The organism is Pseudonocardia pini (assembly GCF_013870575.1).
GTDB lineage: Bacteria > Actinomycetota > Actinomycetes > Mycobacteriales > Pseudonocardiaceae > Pseudonocardia > Pseudonocardia pini.
The window spans coordinates 1-15285 of record NZ_JACBXB010000037.1; the positions used below are offsets into that span (position 1 = coordinate 1).

12 protein-coding genes and 2 pseudogenes are annotated in these 15285 nt (G+C 71.0%); 10 read left to right on the forward strand and 4 right to left on the reverse strand.

Features of this window, described 5'->3' with window-relative positions; all coding sequences use genetic code 11:
• The first annotated feature begins 160 nt into the window (after positions 1-160).
• The 4 genes from tig to clpX all read left to right on the forward strand — a co-directional run bounded on the left by tig (position 161) and on the right by clpX (position 4564).
• Complete coding sequence (gene tig / locus H5J29_RS04440) at positions 161-1603, forward strand: trigger factor (protein ID WP_181779615.1); 1443 nt, start codon at positions 161-163, stop codon at positions 1601-1603.
• A gap of 256 nt (positions 1604-1859) precedes the next feature.
• A complete protein-coding gene (locus tag H5J29_RS04445) occupies positions 1860-2465 on the forward strand; it encodes a ClpP family protease (protein WP_181779624.1) in 606 nt (201 codons plus the stop codon).
• The gene (locus H5J29_RS04450) at positions 2462-3091 is read left to right on the forward strand and encodes an ATP-dependent Clp protease proteolytic subunit (RefSeq protein ID WP_312858053.1); all 630 of its coding nucleotides are present in this window, start codon (positions 2462-2464) and stop codon (positions 3089-3091) included. Before H5J29_RS04445 ends, H5J29_RS04450 begins: the two co-directional genes overlap by 4 nt.
• Before the next feature lie 195 nt (positions 3092-3286).
• Positions 3287-4564, forward strand: a complete 1278-nt coding sequence (gene clpX / locus H5J29_RS04455) for an ATP-dependent Clp protease ATP-binding subunit ClpX (RefSeq protein WP_181779616.1) — start codon at positions 3287-3289, stop codon at positions 4562-4564.
• A gap of 203 nt (positions 4565-4767) precedes the next feature.
• Here the strand turns inward: clpX and H5J29_RS04460 are convergent, their stop codons facing one another.
• Positions 4768-5940, reverse strand: a complete 1173-nt coding sequence (locus H5J29_RS04460) for a CaiB/BaiF CoA transferase family protein (RefSeq protein ID WP_181779617.1) — start codon at positions 5938-5940, stop codon at positions 4768-4770.
• 442 nt (positions 5941-6382) lie between these two features.
• Here H5J29_RS04460 and H5J29_RS04465 point away from each other — a divergent pair, with 442 nt between their 5' ends.
• Genes H5J29_RS04465 through H5J29_RS04470 form a run of 3 tightly spaced genes read left to right on the forward strand, consistent with a single transcriptional unit; the run spans position 6383 to position 8215 of the window.
• Positions 6383-7762 carry an OFA family MFS transporter gene (locus H5J29_RS04465; RefSeq protein ID WP_181779618.1) on the forward strand — a complete coding sequence of 460 codons (1380 nt, stop codon included), beginning with the start codon at positions 6383-6385 and terminating at the stop codon, positions 7760-7762.
• The gene (locus tag H5J29_RS35775) at positions 7759-7887 is read left to right on the forward strand and encodes an MFS transporter small subunit (protein WP_281375846.1); all 129 of its coding nucleotides are present in this window, start codon (positions 7759-7761) and stop codon (positions 7885-7887) included. The genes H5J29_RS04465 and H5J29_RS35775 overlap by 4 nt, the downstream gene beginning before the upstream one ends.
• 19 nt (positions 7888-7906) lie before the next feature.
• Complete coding sequence (locus tag H5J29_RS04470; RefSeq protein WP_181779619.1) at positions 7907-8215, forward strand: DUF6457 domain-containing protein; 309 nt, start codon at positions 7907-7909, stop codon at positions 8213-8215.
• 128 nt (positions 8216-8343) lie between these two features.
• On the opposite strand, the pseudogene H5J29_RS04475 reads toward H5J29_RS04470, so the two are convergent.
• The 3 genes and pseudogenes from H5J29_RS04475 to H5J29_RS04485 all read right to left on the reverse strand — a co-directional run bounded on the left by H5J29_RS04475 (position 8344) and on the right by H5J29_RS04485 (position 11156).
• Positions 8344-9745: pseudogene (locus H5J29_RS04475) on the reverse strand (FAD-dependent oxidoreductase).
• A gap of 13 nt (positions 9746-9758) precedes the next feature.
• A complete protein-coding gene (locus tag H5J29_RS04480; RefSeq protein WP_181779620.1) occupies positions 9759-10655 on the reverse strand; it encodes an AurF N-oxygenase family protein in 897 nt (298 codons plus the stop codon).
• Positions 10656-10739: 84 nt separating this feature from the next.
• Positions 10740-11156, reverse strand: coding sequence for a PPOX class F420-dependent oxidoreductase (locus H5J29_RS04485; RefSeq protein WP_181779621.1), 417 nt, complete (start codon positions 11154-11156; stop codon positions 10740-10742).
• Positions 11157-11219: 63 nt separating this feature from the next.
• On the opposite strand from H5J29_RS04485, the gene H5J29_RS04490 reads away from it, so the two are divergent.
• The 3 genes and pseudogenes from H5J29_RS04490 to H5J29_RS04500 all read left to right on the forward strand — a co-directional run.
• Positions 11220-11912, forward strand: coding sequence for a hypothetical protein (locus H5J29_RS04490; protein WP_181779622.1), 693 nt, complete (start codon positions 11220-11222; stop codon positions 11910-11912).
• A gap of 68 nt (positions 11913-11980) precedes the next feature.
• Positions 11981-14608, forward strand: a complete 2628-nt coding sequence (locus H5J29_RS04495; protein ID WP_181779623.1) for a valine--tRNA ligase — start codon at positions 11981-11983, stop codon at positions 14606-14608.
• Positions 14605-15285 (forward strand): annotated as a pseudogene (locus H5J29_RS04500) (hypothetical protein); the annotation flags it as partial. The gene H5J29_RS04495 and the pseudogene H5J29_RS04500, both read left to right, overlap by 4 nt.

Below are 15285 nucleotides of genomic sequence, written 5' to 3' on the forward strand. Positions count from 1 at the left end.
GACGCATGCCGTTAACGCCGTCGTCGCCTCTCGCCTAGACTCGCCCGGACACGCGCCCGGCGCACCCTTTCGTGGGCGGAGCCGTGAGCGCAGCGAGAGCGACCTGGCCCCGGTCCGAGCGGGCCACGACAAGCGAAGCAGCAGTCCGAGGAGTCCCACCGTGAAGAGCACCGTCGAGCACATCGGCCCGACACGCGTCAAGCTCACAGTCGAGGTGCCGTTCGACGAGCTCAAGCCCGACTTCGACCGCGCGTACAAGCGCATCGCGCAGCAGGTCAGCATCCCCGGTTTCCGCAAGGGCAAGGCCCCGGCCCGGATCCTCGACGCGCGGCTCGGCCGCGGCGTCGTGCTGGACGAGGTGCTGAACAGCGCGGTCCCGGCGAAGTACAGCGAGGCCGTCGCCGCCGCCGAGGACGTCAAGCCGATCGGCCAGCCGAACATCGAGGTCACCGAGCTCGCGGATGGCGACAAGGTCGCCTTCACCGCCGAGGTGGACGTCCGGCCGCAGATCACCCTGCCCGCGCTCGACGGCATCACCGTGACGGTGGACGACGTCGAGGTCACCGAGGAGCAGGTCACCGAGCAGCTCGACCAGCTGCGCGCCCGGTTCGGCACGCTGACCGGCGTCGAGCGTGCCGCGGCCGAGGACGACTTCGTCCAGATCGACCTGTCCGCCACGGTCGACGGCGAGGAGGTCGAGGAGGCCCAGACCACCGGGTTCTCGTACCAGGTGGGTCAGGGCGGTCTGATCGAGGGCATCGACGAGGCGATCACCGGCCTGTCCGCGGGCGAGGAGAAGACCTTCACCTCGAAGCTCGTCGCGGGCGACCACGCGGACAAGGACGCGGAGGTGACCGTGAAGGTCACCGCCGTCAAGGAGCGCCGGCTCCCCGAGGCTGACGACGAGTTCGCCCAGCTCGCCTCGGAGTTCGACACGCTCGACGAGCTCGTCGGCGACCTGCGCGAGCGGCTCGGGCGGGTCCGCCGGATGGAGCAGGTCAGCCAGGCCCGCGACAAGGTGCTCGACGAGATCGTCGAGGCCGTCGAGGTCCCGCTGCCCGAGTTGATCGTCGAGGCCGAGGTGGAGTCCCGCCACCACGACGCGGTGCACGCCTTCGACCACAGCGACGAGCAGTTCAACGAGTACCTCGAGACGCAGGGCAAGACCCGCGAGGAGTTCGACACCGAGACGAAGGAGGAGGCCGAGAAGTCGGTCAAGACCCGTCTGGTGCTCGACGCCCTGGCGGACGCCGAGGAGGTCCAGGTCAACGACCAGGAGCTCACCGAGCGCATCGTCTACCAGGCCCAGCAGTACGGCATGCAGCCGGAGGAGTTCGTCCAGCGGATCCAGCAGGCGAACCAGCTCGGCGCGATCTACCAGGACGTGCGGCGCAGCAAGGCGCTGATCCTGGCGGTGCGCGAGGCCACGGTCACCGATGCCTCCGGTGCGGCCGTCGACCTCTCCGACCTCATCGGAGACGACGCCGCGGAGGACGCGGAGCCCGAGGTGCTCGAGGTGCCCGCCGGCGAGGCCGAGGACACCGAGGTGGCGGAGGCCGCCGAGACCGGGACCGAGACCGAGCCCGCCGCGGCGAAGTCCTGATCCCACCGTCCTGACCTGCACGGACGAGTGGTCGCTGCGCTGTCGGCGAACACGCGCTCCGGAGCGGTACGTCCGGCCCCGCGTCCGCGTAGGGTCGGCCGGAGAACAGCGAACGTGGCCCCGGACCGCGAGCCGGTCCGGTGGCTCCATGGGAAGCGAACCCCGATCAGTCAGCAGAAGGCAGGGTGAAGTGAGTCAGCAGGACACCGGCCCGCGGTCCACCGCGGACCGTCTGGTGCAGGAGCGGTCGCTGCAGATGCGTTCCGCACCGTCGAGCATGACGCTGTCCGACTCGGTCTTCGAGCGGCTGCTGCAGCAGCGGATCGTGGTACTCGGCCAGCAGGTCGACGACGACATCGCCAACCGGATCGCCGCGCAGATGCTGCTCCTCTCCGCGGAGGACCCCGAGGCGGACATCGCGCTGTACATCAACTCGCCGGGTGGCTCGGTCACCGCGGGGATGGCCATCTTCGACACGATGGAGTTCATCCCGTGCGACGTGGCCACCTACGCGATGGGCCTGGCCGCCTCGATGGGGCAGTTCCTCCTCTCGGCGGGCACCCCGGGCAAGCGGTACGCGCTGCCGCACTGCCAGATCCTGATGCACCAGCCGTCGGCGGGCGTCGGCGGTTCGGAGTCGGACATCCGGATCCAGGCGGAGCTGTTCCGCCGTCACAAGCGGGAGATGGCGGAGCTGATCGCCGGGCACACCGGCCAGACCGTCGAGAAGATCACCCAGGACTTCGACCGTGACCGCTGGTTCTCCGCGCAGGAGGCCCTCGAATACGGCTTCGTCGACCAGGTGATCTCCCGGGCCGCGCAGGTCCCGGACTCGGCCACGAACGGAGGCGTGTCGTCGTGAGCGGTTTCCAGATGCCGCAGTCGCGGTACGTGCTGCCCTCCTTCGTGGAGCGCACGAGCTACGGGGTCAAGGAGTCGAACCCGTACAACAAGCTCTTCGAGGAGCGCATCATCTTCCTCGGGGTGCAGATCGACGACGCCTCGGCGAACGACGTCATGGCGCAGCTGCTGTGCCTCGAGTCCGCGGACCCCGACCGCGAGATCTCGATGTACATCAACTCGCCCGGCGGGTCGTTCACCTCGCTGATGGCGATCTACGACACCATGCAGTTCATCCGCCCCGACATCCAGACCGTCTGCCTCGGGCAGGCGGCGTCGGCCGCGGCCGTGCTGCTCGCGGCGGGCACCCCCGGCCGTCGACTCGCGGTGCAGAACGCGCGGATCCTGATCCACCAGCCTGCCACCGAGGGCTTCTACGGCCAGGTGTCGGACCTGGAGATCCAGGCCGCGGAGATCACCCGGATGCGTGCGCTGCTCGAGGGGACCCTCGCGCACCACACCGGGCGTACCGCGCAGCAGGTGCACGACGACATCGAGCGGGACCGGATCCTCACGGCCACCGAGGCCAAGGACTACGGGATCGTCGACGAGATCATCCAGAGCCGGAAGCTCTCCGCGGTCGGCTGATCTTCTCCGGTGGTCGCCGGGGCCCTCGGGCCCCGGTGGCCGCTCCTTGCAGGACGCACCGATAACGACCGTCTGCCGACCCGCTCCTCGCGAAGGACCTTCGATCCTTCGCAGGGGCGGGCTCCGACAGGTACCGTCTGTGACGACGTGGGCGTGGCCGACCAGGCCACACCGGATGGGACTGGGGCTGCACTCATGGCACGCATCGGTGACGGCGGTGACCTGCTCAAGTGTTCTTTCTGCGGGAAGAGCCAGAAGCAGGTCAAGAAGCTCATCGCCGGCCCCGGCGTCTACATCTGCGACGAGTGCATCGATCTCTGCAACGAGATCATCGAGGAGGAGCTCGCCGAGACCGGCGACGTGAAGCTCGACGAGCTGCCCAAGCCCGCCGAGATCCACGAGTTCCTCGACCAGTACGTCGTGGGGCAGAGCGCGACCAAGCGCACGCTGTCGGTGGCCGTCTACAACCACTACAAGCGCATCCAGGCGGGCGACCGGAGCCGGGGGGACGGGGACGGCATCGAGCTGGCCAAGTCCAACATCCTGATGCTCGGGCCCACCGGGTGCGGCAAGACCTACCTCGCGCAGACCCTCGCCAAGCTGCTGAACGTGCCGTTCGCGATCGCGGACGCCACTGCGCTGACCGAGGCCGGGTACGTCGGCGAGGACGTCGAGAACATCCTGCTGAAGCTGATCCAGGCCGCGGACTACGACGTGAAGCGCGCCGAGACCGGCATCATCTACATCGACGAGGTCGACAAGATCGCCCGCAAGTCGGAGAACCCGTCGATCACGCGGGACGTCTCCGGTGAGGGCGTGCAGCAGGCGCTGCTGAAGATCCTGGAGGGCACCACCGCGTCGGTGCCGCCGCAGGGTGGGCGCAAGCACCCGCACCAGGAGTTCATCCAGATCGACACCACCAACGTGTTGTTCATCGTGGCGGGTGCGTTCGCGGGTCTCGAGAAGATCATCTCGGACCGGGTCGGCCGTCGCGGGCTGGGTTTCGGCGCGGAGATCCGCTCGAACAAGGAGCTCGACGGCGCGGAGTCGTTCGGCGACACCATGCCCGAGGACCTGATCAAGTTCGGGCTGATCCCCGAGTTCATCGGCCGCCTCCCCGTCGTCGCCTCGGTGACGTCGCTGGACAAGGACGCGCTGGTGAAGATCCTCACCGAGCCGCGGAACGCGCTGGTCAAGCAGTACCGCAAGCTCTTCGAGATGGACGGCGTGGAGCTCGAGTTCACCGACGACGCGATGGAGGCCGTCGCCGACCAGGCGATCCTCCGCGGCACCGGGGCCCGTGGTCTGCGCGCGATCATGGAGGAGGTGCTCCTCCCGGTCATGTACGACATCCCGAGCCGGGACGACGTCGCCCGCGTGGTCGTGACGGGCGAGACGGTGCGGGAGAACGTGAACCCGACCATCGTCCCCCGCCGCCCGCAGCGCCGAGAGCGCGGCGAACGCTCCGCCTGAGCCCTGACACGAACGGCACTCTCGCTCATACCTAGTGAGCGAGAGTGCCGTTCGTGCGTCCCGTCCCGCGAGTCCCCCACTTTCGACGCGCGTGTCGGACACGAGGCCCACGAGTCCGAGTTCCGACGCGCGAGTCGCACCCAGAGGTGCGCGAGTCGCCCTCTGAGGTCGCGCCGGTCGTCCTCTGCAGGTGCGGGAGTCGCTCAGCCGGTGAGGGTGGCGATTTCTGCAGGGGAGTAGCCCAGCTCCTCCAGTACCTCGCGCGTGTTCGCGCCGAGGGCGGGGACGGCCGCGTCGGGTGGGGGCGGCCAGGCGGAGGAGTCGACGGGCGGCACCGCCATCGGGACCGTCGTCCCGCCCGGCACCGCGACCGGCACGAACCGCTCCCGCGCGACGAGCTGGGGATGCTGCGGCAGCTCCCCCACCCGCCCGACCACGGACCAGGCGATGTCCGCCTCGTCGAGCAGCGCGCCGAGCCGGTCCTGGGTGAGCGAGGCGAAGACCTCGTGCAGCAGCGAGTGGAGCTCCTCGCGGTGCTCGAGCCGGGCGGGGATGGTGGCGAACCGCTCGTCCACGGCGATGGTCTCGTCGTCGAGCACCGTCGTGCAGAGCCGCAGCCACTCCCGCTGGTTCTGGACGGCGAGGTGTACCGCGCCGTCGGCGCAGGCGAACGGCCCGTAGGGGGCGATCGACGCGTGGTGCCCGCCGCTGCGGGCGGGTGTCCGGCCGGTGCCGAGCGTGTACAGCATCGGCTGGTGCATCCACTCCGCGAGTGCCTCCAGCAGCGTGAGCTTCAGGGTCGCCCCCTCGCCGGTGCGCTCGCGGTGGAACAACGCGGCCAGCACGGCGGCGTGCACCTGCACCCCTGCGGCGATGTCGGCCGTCGAGATACCGGTCCGTGCCGTCACGGGACCGTCACCGGTGATCTCCAGCAGCCCTGTCTCGGACTGGATCAGCGCGTCGTAGGCCTTGCGGCCCGCCGACGGCCCACCCTCGCCGTACCCCGTGAGCTCGCAGGTGATCAGCTCCGGCCGGCGTCCGCGCAGGGCGTCGCCGTCCAGGCCGAGCCGGGCGGTCGCACCGGGGGCGAGGTTCGCCAGCATCACGTCGGCGGTGTCGACGAGCTTGTGCGCCGCCTCCAGCCCCTCGGCCGACTTGAGGTCCAGCACCACCGACCGCTTACCGCGGTTGATCCACGCGAAGTACGACGAGACCTCGCCGCAGGCGGCGTCGTAGCCTCTGGCGAAGTCGCCCCCGCCCGGCCTCTCGACCTTGACGACGTCGGCGCCGAGATCGGCGAGCAGCCGCCCGGCGTAGGGGACGGAGACGGCGTGGTCGAAGGACACCACGCGGATACCGGTCAGCGGAGCACTCACCCCGTCACTCCACCATACCGGAACCTGGGGACCCGGAGAACCCGACTCGTCAGGCCTGAGGAGACCGACTGGCGCTGCTCATGAGGGCGACTCGCGCAGGTCGAGAGGCCGACTCGCGCGTCGGGAGCGGAGGGCCCGCGTGGCGGGCGCGTCCGACCCGCGCGGCGGTGGTGTCCGACTCGCGCGTCGGAAGTGGGGGACTTGCGCGCGGCAATGTCCGACTCGCGCGTCGGAAGTGGGGGACTCGCGCGCGGCAATGTCCGACTCGCGCGTCGGGAGTGGGGGACTCGCGGGGTCGGGGGGCCTGCTCGCGGAACGGTGGGGCTCTTCGGGGGTGGGCGTCGGTGAGGTGGGTATACGGGCGTGCAGTGGGGCGTGCCACAAATTGCCGACGCACGGAGTGCGGCTTACGGTGCGCCCGGATCGTCGCCGGAGGTGTGGCATGTCGGGAGCGTCAGGGTTCCTGTCCAGGGAGCGGATCGTCGCGCCGCCGGGGTGGAGCCGCTGGCTCGTGCCTCCGGCCGCGCTGTCGATCCACCTCGCGATCGGACAGGTCTACGCCTGGAGCGCGTTCAAGGGCGCGTTGGAGAAGGGGATGGACATCGGTGGCGTGGCCAGTGCGCTGCCGTTCACCCTCGGCATCGTGATGCTGGGCATCTCGGCCGCCGTGTTCGGTACGAAGGTCGACTCGAACGGTCCGCGTTGGGCGATGGCGGTGTCCTCGGCCTGCTTCGTCACCGGGTTCCTCGTCTCCGCGCTCGGCATCTGGCTGGGCCAGTACTGGCTGGTCGTGGTGGGCTACGGCGGCATCGGCGGAATCGGGTTGGGCATCGGCTACATCTCGCCGGTGTCCACGCTCATCAAGTGGTTCCCGGACCGCCCGGGCCTCTCCACCGGCATCGCGATCATGGGTTTCGGCGGTGGCGCGCTGATCGCCAACCCCTGGACGTCGTCGATGCTGACGGCGTTCGGGGCGAGCGGGGACGACCCCGACCCGAACGGCATCGCGCTCGCCTTCCTCATCCACGGCGTCGTCTACGCGGTGTTCATGACGATGGGCTGGATGCTGATCCGCGTCCCCGCCGACGGCTGGAAGCCCGCGGGCTGGGACCCGGCCGTGCAGAAGACCAGGGCGATGGTCTCCTCGGCGAGCGTGTCCGCGGCGAACGCGATCAAGACACCGCAGTTCTGGCTGCTGTGGGTCGTGCTGTGCTTCAACGTCACCGCCGGTATCGGGATCCTGGAGAAGGCCAACCCGATCTACCAGGACTTCTTCCGCGACTCCTCGCCCGCGGAGACCCTGACCGCCGCGGCGGTGGCGTTCGTGTCGATCCTGTCCCTGGCGAACATGCTCGGCCGGTTCGTGTGGTCCTCGCTGTCCGACGTGATCGGCCGCAAGAACATCTACCGGATCTACCTCGGCGTCGGAGCCCTCCTCTACCTGGGTCTGACGTTCATCGGGGAGACCAACAAGGCCGTCTTCCTGCTCTGCTCGACCCTGATCCTCTCCTTTTACGGCGCCGGGTTCGCGACCATCCCGGCCTACCTGCGCGACCTCTTCGGCACCTACCAGGTCGGCGCGATCCACGGCAGGCTGCTCACCGCGTGGTCCACGGCCGGGGTGCTCGGCCCGATCATCGTCAACGCCATCGCGGACGCCCGGGCGGACGTCGCCGGGCCCTCGAAGTACACCCCGGCCTTCCTGGTGATGATCGTGCTGCTGGTGATCGGCTTCGTGGCGAACGAGCTGGTCAGACCGGTGGCGGACAAGTGGCACGAACCGGCTACGAACACGACGCGGACCACGGAGGCACGGGCATGAGCGACCAGACCCAGCAGGGGAAGGCACCCCTCGCGCTCGTCGTCGTGGCCTGGCTGTGGGTGGGGTTGCCGTTCCTGTACGGCCTCTGGCAGCTGGTGATCAAGATTCCGGCGTTGTTCGGCTGAGAGTGGGTATCTTCCCGCCATGAGTGACGACGCGAAGGCCATGTCCGAGTGGATCACCGCCGTGTCCCGCGAGCTCGGGCTCGAGGGACAGGTGGACAGCGACAAGAGCGTCGACGCGGTGCTCGACCTGACGTCGGACGTCGCGCACGGGGTGAGCCGTCCGGCGGCCCCGGTGACGGCGTTCCTGATCGGGGTCGCGGCCGGTCGCGCGGACGACCCGCAGGTCGCCGCCGCCGACTTCTCCCAGAAGATCTCGGCCCTCGCGAAGGGCTGGGACGCCGACACCGAGCGCGGCGTGACCTCGAACGACCAGTCGCAGCGCGGGTGATGATCAGCGGTTGCGTGCTCTCAGCGTCGTCGACACCGCGCTGAGAGCACGCAGATCGCGATCATGCAGCGCTGACAGCACGAAACGTGCGATCTTGGAAGCGACCGGACCGTGCGGCTGTCGGGGTCTCAGCGGCGCAGGAGGGTGCGACGGCGGGGACGCGGGGTGAGGCGGCCCGCGGCGGCGTCCTCGATCAGGGCGCCGACCGTCTCGGCGGCGTCCGTGCGGTTCACGCCGATCCCACCGGTGGAACCGCGCTTGATCCACCCCACCACGTAGGTGCCCGGGGCGACGCGACCCTTCTCGTTCGGCACGATCCCGGAGTCGAACGGCAGTCCCGGGATCGGCGTGCCGACGTGCCCGATCGCCCGCACGACGAGGCCCGCCGGGATCTCGGCGTCGGCCGTCCGCACCGACCTCTCGGTGACCGCCACGGGCGCGGAGTGGAAGCGCAGCACGATCCGGCGGTCGGGGCCGACCGGCGCGGACCAGTCGACCCGCTCGCGTCGGACCCCCTGCAGCAGCGCCGCGTGCGAGTCGGAGGCCATCGACGCGGCCGTCCCCGTCGTCGACCACCAGGCCCGAGCGGACCGCCAGCAGCTCCGGACGCGTGTACGCGGCCGAGTCCGGGCCTCGCCGGGCGAGCAGCACGACCTCGCGCACCGAGCCGGTGCGCAGCCGTTCCAGGGCGGGGCGGGCGATCGGGGTGTCCACGAGATCGGCCGGGTCCGCGGTGAGGATGCGCGCCACGTCGAGCGCGACGTTCCCGGTCCCGACCACCACGACCCGCGAGGCCGACGTGTCGACCGCGTCCACCCGCACGTCGGGATGGCCGTTGTACCAGCCGACGACGGTCGTGGCGGGCACGGAGGACTCCTCGCCGGGGATCCCGAGCGACCGGGACTCCGACGCACCGACCGCGTAGACCACGGCGTCGTGCCGCTCGCCCAGCTCGGCGACCGTCACGTCCCGGCCGACCTCGACGCCCAGCCGCATCCGGACCCGCTCGTGCCCGTGGTGGCGCGCGAACGTCTCGGCGATCCGCTTGGTCGACGGGTGGTCGGGCGCGACGCCGAACCGGACCAGCCCACCGGGCTCGGTGAGCCGGTCGTACACGGTCACCCGCGCCGTGGTGTGCAGCAACAGGTCCTGGACCGCGTACATGCCGGCGGGGCCGGTGCCGACCACGGCCACGTCGAGCACGGGGAAGTCGGCGGGCAGCACCCGGTCGAACGCGGGCGGGCCCCACTCGTGGAACGTCGGGCCCGAGACCGGGGCCGTCGGCTTGTCCGCGTAGTAGGCCGCGTTGATCTCCGGGTACGGGCCGCTCAGCGTCTCGGCCGGGAAGACCGCGTCGACCGGGCACGCGTCGGCGCAGGCACCGCAGTCGATGCAGGTCCGGGGGTCGACGTAGAGCATGTCCGTGGTGCCGAAGTCCGGCTCGCCGGGAGCCGGGTGGATGCAGTTGACCGGGCAGGCCGCGACGCAGGAGGCGTCCGTGCAGCAGGTCTGGGTGATGGCGAAGGGCATGCGCGGGCTCCGGTCAGAGGAGGTTCGCGCGGCGGTAGACCCACCGCGCGGCCTTCGTCAGCAGCCCGGCTGAGCCGAGGAACTCCATCAGCCCGGCGCAGCTCGACCGCAGCATCGCGCGATGGTGCTCGTTCCCCTCCGCCTCGCGCACCGCACGCTCCACGTCCAGGCCCGCGGCCGCATACGCCTGCGGGCCGACCATGCTCGTCACGATGAAGTACGCCGCGGCGGCGATCACGAAAGCGCTCCAGTGCCTGCGCAGCGTGCCCGTGGCCTGCATCCGCCGCAGCACCTCGTCGCGGGCGAAGCGCATGTGGCGCGACTCCTCCACGACGTGGATGTTGGTGATCGTCCGGACGAAGGGCACGACGCGCTCGTCGCGCATCCAGTCCCGCTGCATGACGTCCAGGACCTCCTCGGCCACGAGGATCGCCGCGTAGGCGGCCTCCCCGCGGGCGAGGGTCTTGAACGCGCGGCCGAGCTCGACCGCCGCGCGGCGGGGCCGGTAGGCGGGGGCACCGAGCTTGGCGGCGCCGCGGGCGAACATGATCGAGTGTCGGCACTCGTCCGCGATCTCGGTCAGCGCCCACTGGAACGCGGGGTCGGTGGGGTCCTTCGCGTAGAAGTCCCGCAGCATCATCTGCTGCAGGATCATCTCGAACCAGATGCCGGTGCTCGCGACCGAGGCCGACTCCTGGCGGGTCAGCTCGCGTCGCTGCGCCTCGGAGAGCTCGCTCCAGTAGGCGGTGCCGAACAGCGTGCTCCACTCGGGGCTGGCCCCGTGCAGGTCGGTGTCCAGCGGGGTGTCCCAGTCCACCTCGGTGGCGGGGTCGAAGGACAGCTGCTCGGCGGAGCGCAGCAGCCTCGTGGCTATCTCGTCGTGACCTTCGACGGCGGTCGTGCCGGTCATCGTGGTCGCTCCCTCGCGAGTCGACGGCAACGGGTGTAACCGCCGGTAACGTTACCGACGGTTACACCTGTTCGCAACCCCTGGTCAGGCGGCGACGTCGAGCTGGGCGACCACCTTCGTCGGCCTGATCCGGACGACGAGCTCGCCGGGCACCGCGTTCCGCCTGCCGAACTCCTCGGCCCGGTCCGCCCCCATGTAGCGCCCGCCCAGCGCGGTCGCGGTGCGCAGCAGCTCGGCGGGGTCCTCGCTCGTCTCCGCCACGCCCTGGACCTGCACGAACGCGTACGGCGGCTCGGCGAGGTCGACGACCAGGCAGACCCGCGGGTCCCGCGCGATGGCCTTGCCCTTGGCCGTCCCCGAGCCGGTGTTGAGGACGAGCGCGCCGTCCTCTACGAGGAACCAGACGGGAGCCGCGAGCGGACGGCCGTCACCCGCGGTGAACGCCAGCATCCCGGTTCGGGTGCCGTGGTTGAGGAACTCGACGATCTCCGGTGTGAGCATCCCGCCATGGTCGCGGACCACGGGTCGCCGCGGGTCGGGGCCCTCACGCTCTAGGGTGAACCCGTGCGGACGGTCTCGGCGCTCGGGCGGGCGTGGCAACGGCTCATCAGCCGTCCCGTCGTGGTGCCGGTGGCGGCGGTGTCCGCGCTCTCCGGGGACCGACGCCCGCTGGTCGCCGAGGCGCTCGGCGAGCAGCGCCACGCGGGTGCGCGGCTGGACCAGGTGGACGCCACGACCTGCGGCTCCGCGGTCCTGCTCGCCCTCGCGACCTGGGCCGACCCGGAGGAGCTGGGCCGGCTGGAGGTCCGGGAGCAGGACGCGGCGGGCATGGTGCGGGGGTTCGCCGCCCGCTTCGACGCCCGGCAGCGCGAGATCCACAAGGCCACCAACCTGTTCTGGCCGCAGGCCCTGGGCACCACCCCGTGGGGCTTCCTGCGCTGGCTGCACCGCAACGCACCGGGCGCGGGCCGGTACCGGCTGCGGTTCGTCGACGACGCCTCCGAGGCGGACGTCGACCTGGCGATCCGACAGGTCGAGGCGGCGCTCGGGGCGCGGCGGCCGGTCCCGCTGCTCGTCGGGACGGTGGTGCCGCGCCACTACACCCTGGCCCTGCGGATCGCCGACGACGGGACGTGGCGGGTCTACGAGCCCACCAGCGGCAGCGTGCGGTCGCTGGACCCCGCGCTGATCCGGGCCCGCGCACTCGCCCCGGTCCTGGGGTTCGACCATCTCCACACGGTCTTCCTGCCCGTCTGATCGGGAGTTGTCCACAGGGCCCTCGGGGCGGCGGAATCCCGTCGTGCCGCCCTCGTAGACTTGACGGCGTGACCGAGACCCTGCCTCCGCGTTCTGCCGATCTCCCTGCCAAGTGGAGCCCGGCGGAGGTAGAGGGCGGCCTCTACCAGCGGTGGGTCGACAACGGGTACTTCCAGGCGGACCCGGGGTCGGACAAGCCGCCGTACTGCATCGTCATCCCGCCGCCGAACGTCACCGGCAGCCTGCACCTCGGGCACGCCATGGACCACACGCTGATCGACATCCTCACGCGGCGCCGCCGCATGCAGGGGTACGACGCGTTGTGGCTCCCCGGCATGGACCACGCCGGGATCGCCACCCAGGCGGTCGTCGAGCGGCAGCTCGCGGAGTCCGGCGGGCCGACCCGGCGGGAGCTGGGGCGCGAGGAGTTCGTCCGGCGCGTCTGGGAGTGGAAGGCCGAGTCCGGCGGCGCGATCCTGGGCCAGATGACCCGCCTGGGCGACGGGGTGGACTGGTCCCGCGAGCGTTTCACGCTGGACGAGGGGCTCTCCCGCGCCGTGCAGACCGTGTTCAAGAAGATGTTCGACGACGGGCTGATCTACCGCGCCGAGCGCCTGGTCAACTGGTCGCCCGCGGTCCAGAGCGCGATCTCGGACATCGAGGTCGACCACAAGGAGGTCGAGGGCGAGCTCGTCTCGATCCGGTACGGGGACGGGGCGGACGCCGTCGTCGTCGCGACCACGCGCGTGGAGACCATGCTGGGGGACACCGCCGTCGCGGTCCACCCCGAGGACGAGCGGTACGCCCACCTCGTCGGCCGGACCATCCGGATGCCGATCACCGGGCGGGACATCCCGGTCATCGCGGACCCGTACGTCGACCGGGAGTTCGGCACCGGCGCGCTGAAGATCACCCCGGCGCACGACCCGAACGACTTCGAGATGGGCAGGCGCCACGACCTGCCGATGCCCACGATCATGGACGAGTCCGGCATGATCGCGAACTCGGGCACGGAGTTCGACGGACTGGACCGGTTCGAGGCGCGCACCGCGATCACCGAGGCGCTGCGCGCCGAGGGTCGGATCGTCGCCGAGAAGCGCCCCTACCTGCACTCGGTCGGCCACGACTCGCGCAACGGCGTGATCATCGAGCCGCGGCTGTCGCTGCAGTGGTGGGTCAAGGTCGACGCGCTCGCGAAGGCGTCGGGGGACGCGGTCCGCAGCGGGGACACGACGATCCACCCGGCGGAGATGTCGTCGAGGTTCTTCGACTGGGTCGACAACATGCACGACTGGTGCATCTCCCGGCAGCTGTGGTGGGGCCACCGCATCCCGGTCTGGTACGGGCCCGAGGGCGAGATGGTCTGCGTCGGGCCGGAGGACGAGGCCCCGACCGGTGAGGGCTGGCGCCAGGACGAGGACGTCCTCGACACCTGGTTCTCCTCCGGGCTCTGGCCGTTCTCCACGCTCGGCTGGCCGGACGAGACGCCGGACCTCGGGCGCTACTACCCGAACGCCGTGCTGGTCACGGGCTACGACATCCTGTTCTTCTGGGTCGTCCGGATGATGATGTTCGGGACCTACGCGATGGGGCGCACGCCGTTCAAGGACGTGTACCTGCACGGCCTGATCCGAGACGAGCACGGCAAGAAGATGTCGAAGTCCAAGGGCAACGTCATCGACCCGCTCGAGCTGATCGACGCCTACGGGGCCGACGCGCTGCGCTTCACCATCGCGCGCGGCTCCAACCCGGGCACGGACATGTCGCTGTCCACCGAGTGGGTCGCGGGCTCCCGCAACTTCACCACCAAGCTGTGGAACGCCACCCGGTTCGCGCTGTCCAACGGGGCCTCGCCCGCGCTGCCGCTGCCGTCGGACCCCACGGACGCGGACCGCTGGATCCTCGGCAGGCTGCGCGAGGTCCGCGAGCAGACGGACGCGCTGTTGGAGGACTTCCAGTTCGCCAAGGCCACCGAGGGGCTCTACCACTTCACGTGGGACGAGCTCTGCGACTGGTACCTCGAGCTGGCCAAGCCCCAGTTCGACGACCCGGCCACCGCCGAGGGCACGAAGGCGGTCCTCGGGCACGTCCTCGACGCCCTGCTGCGGATGCTGCACCCGATCACGCCGTTCGTCACCGAGGCGCTGTGGACCGCGCTGACCGGCGGCGAGACGGTCGTGCGGGCGGCGTGGCCGGACGCCGACTCGGGCCTGCCGGTCGACGCCGCGGCGGTCGCCCGCGTCGAGGCCGCGCAGAAGCTGATCACCGAGGTCCGTCGGTTCCGCACCGAGCAGGGCCTGCCGGACCGCAAGTCCGTCGAGGCCAGGCTCGTGGGGCTCGACGCGGCGGGGCTCACCGCACACGAGCCCGCGGCGCGGTTCCTGACCCGGCTGGACGCGGCGGGGGAGTCCTTCTCGCCCACCGCGACCGTCGAGGTCGCGCTCAGCGGCGGCACCGTGCACGTCGAGCTGGACACCTCCGGGGCGATCGACGTCGCCGCCGAGCGTGCGCGGCTGGGCCGCGACCTCGCGGCCGCGCAGAAGGAGCTGGAGCAGGCGGACAAGAAGCTCGGCAACCCGAAGTTCACGGAGAAGGCGCCCGAGAAGGTCGTCGAGGGCATCCGGGAGCGGCGTGCGGCGGCGCTCGCGGAGATCGAGCGGGTCGAGGCCCGGCTGGCAGGGCTGCCCGCATCATGAGCGGCCCCGGCGAGGACGATGCGCGCGGCGAGTACCCCGACGAGTTCCCCGACCACCCGGCGGAGCTGCCGGAGGGCGAGGGCGGGATCCGGTCGCCCGACGAGTCGGCCGAGGACGCGGTGATCGCCGCCGTCCTGGAGCAGATCCGCGGCGGCGAGACCCCGGACGTCGTGCCCGCGCAGTCCACGGTCGCGGGGTACGCGGAGTTCCTCGCCGTCGAGGCGGTGCTGGACCGGCGCTGGCCGGAGACGGTCATGGAGCCCTCGCTGGACCGGATCCGGGCGCTGGTCGACGTGCTGGGGGACCCGCAGGCGGGCTACCCCGTCGTGCACATCACGGGCACGAACGGCAAGACGTCGGTGTCCCGGATGGTCGACGCGCTGCTGTCCGAGATCGGGCTGCGCACGGGCCGCTACACCAGTCCCCACCTGCAGCGGGCCACCGAGCGGATCAACCTGGACAACCGGCCGATCAGCCCGGAGCGGTACGTGCAGACCTACCGGGACGTCGAGCCGTTCGTGGACCTGATCGACGGCAAGAACGCGGAGGCGGAGCCGACCGGTGGTGCGGAGGCGGAGCCGACCGGTGGTGCGGAGGCGGAGCCGACCGGTGGTGCGGAGGCGGAGCCGACCGGTGGTGCGGAGGCGGAGCCGACCGGTGGTGCGGAGGCGGAGCCG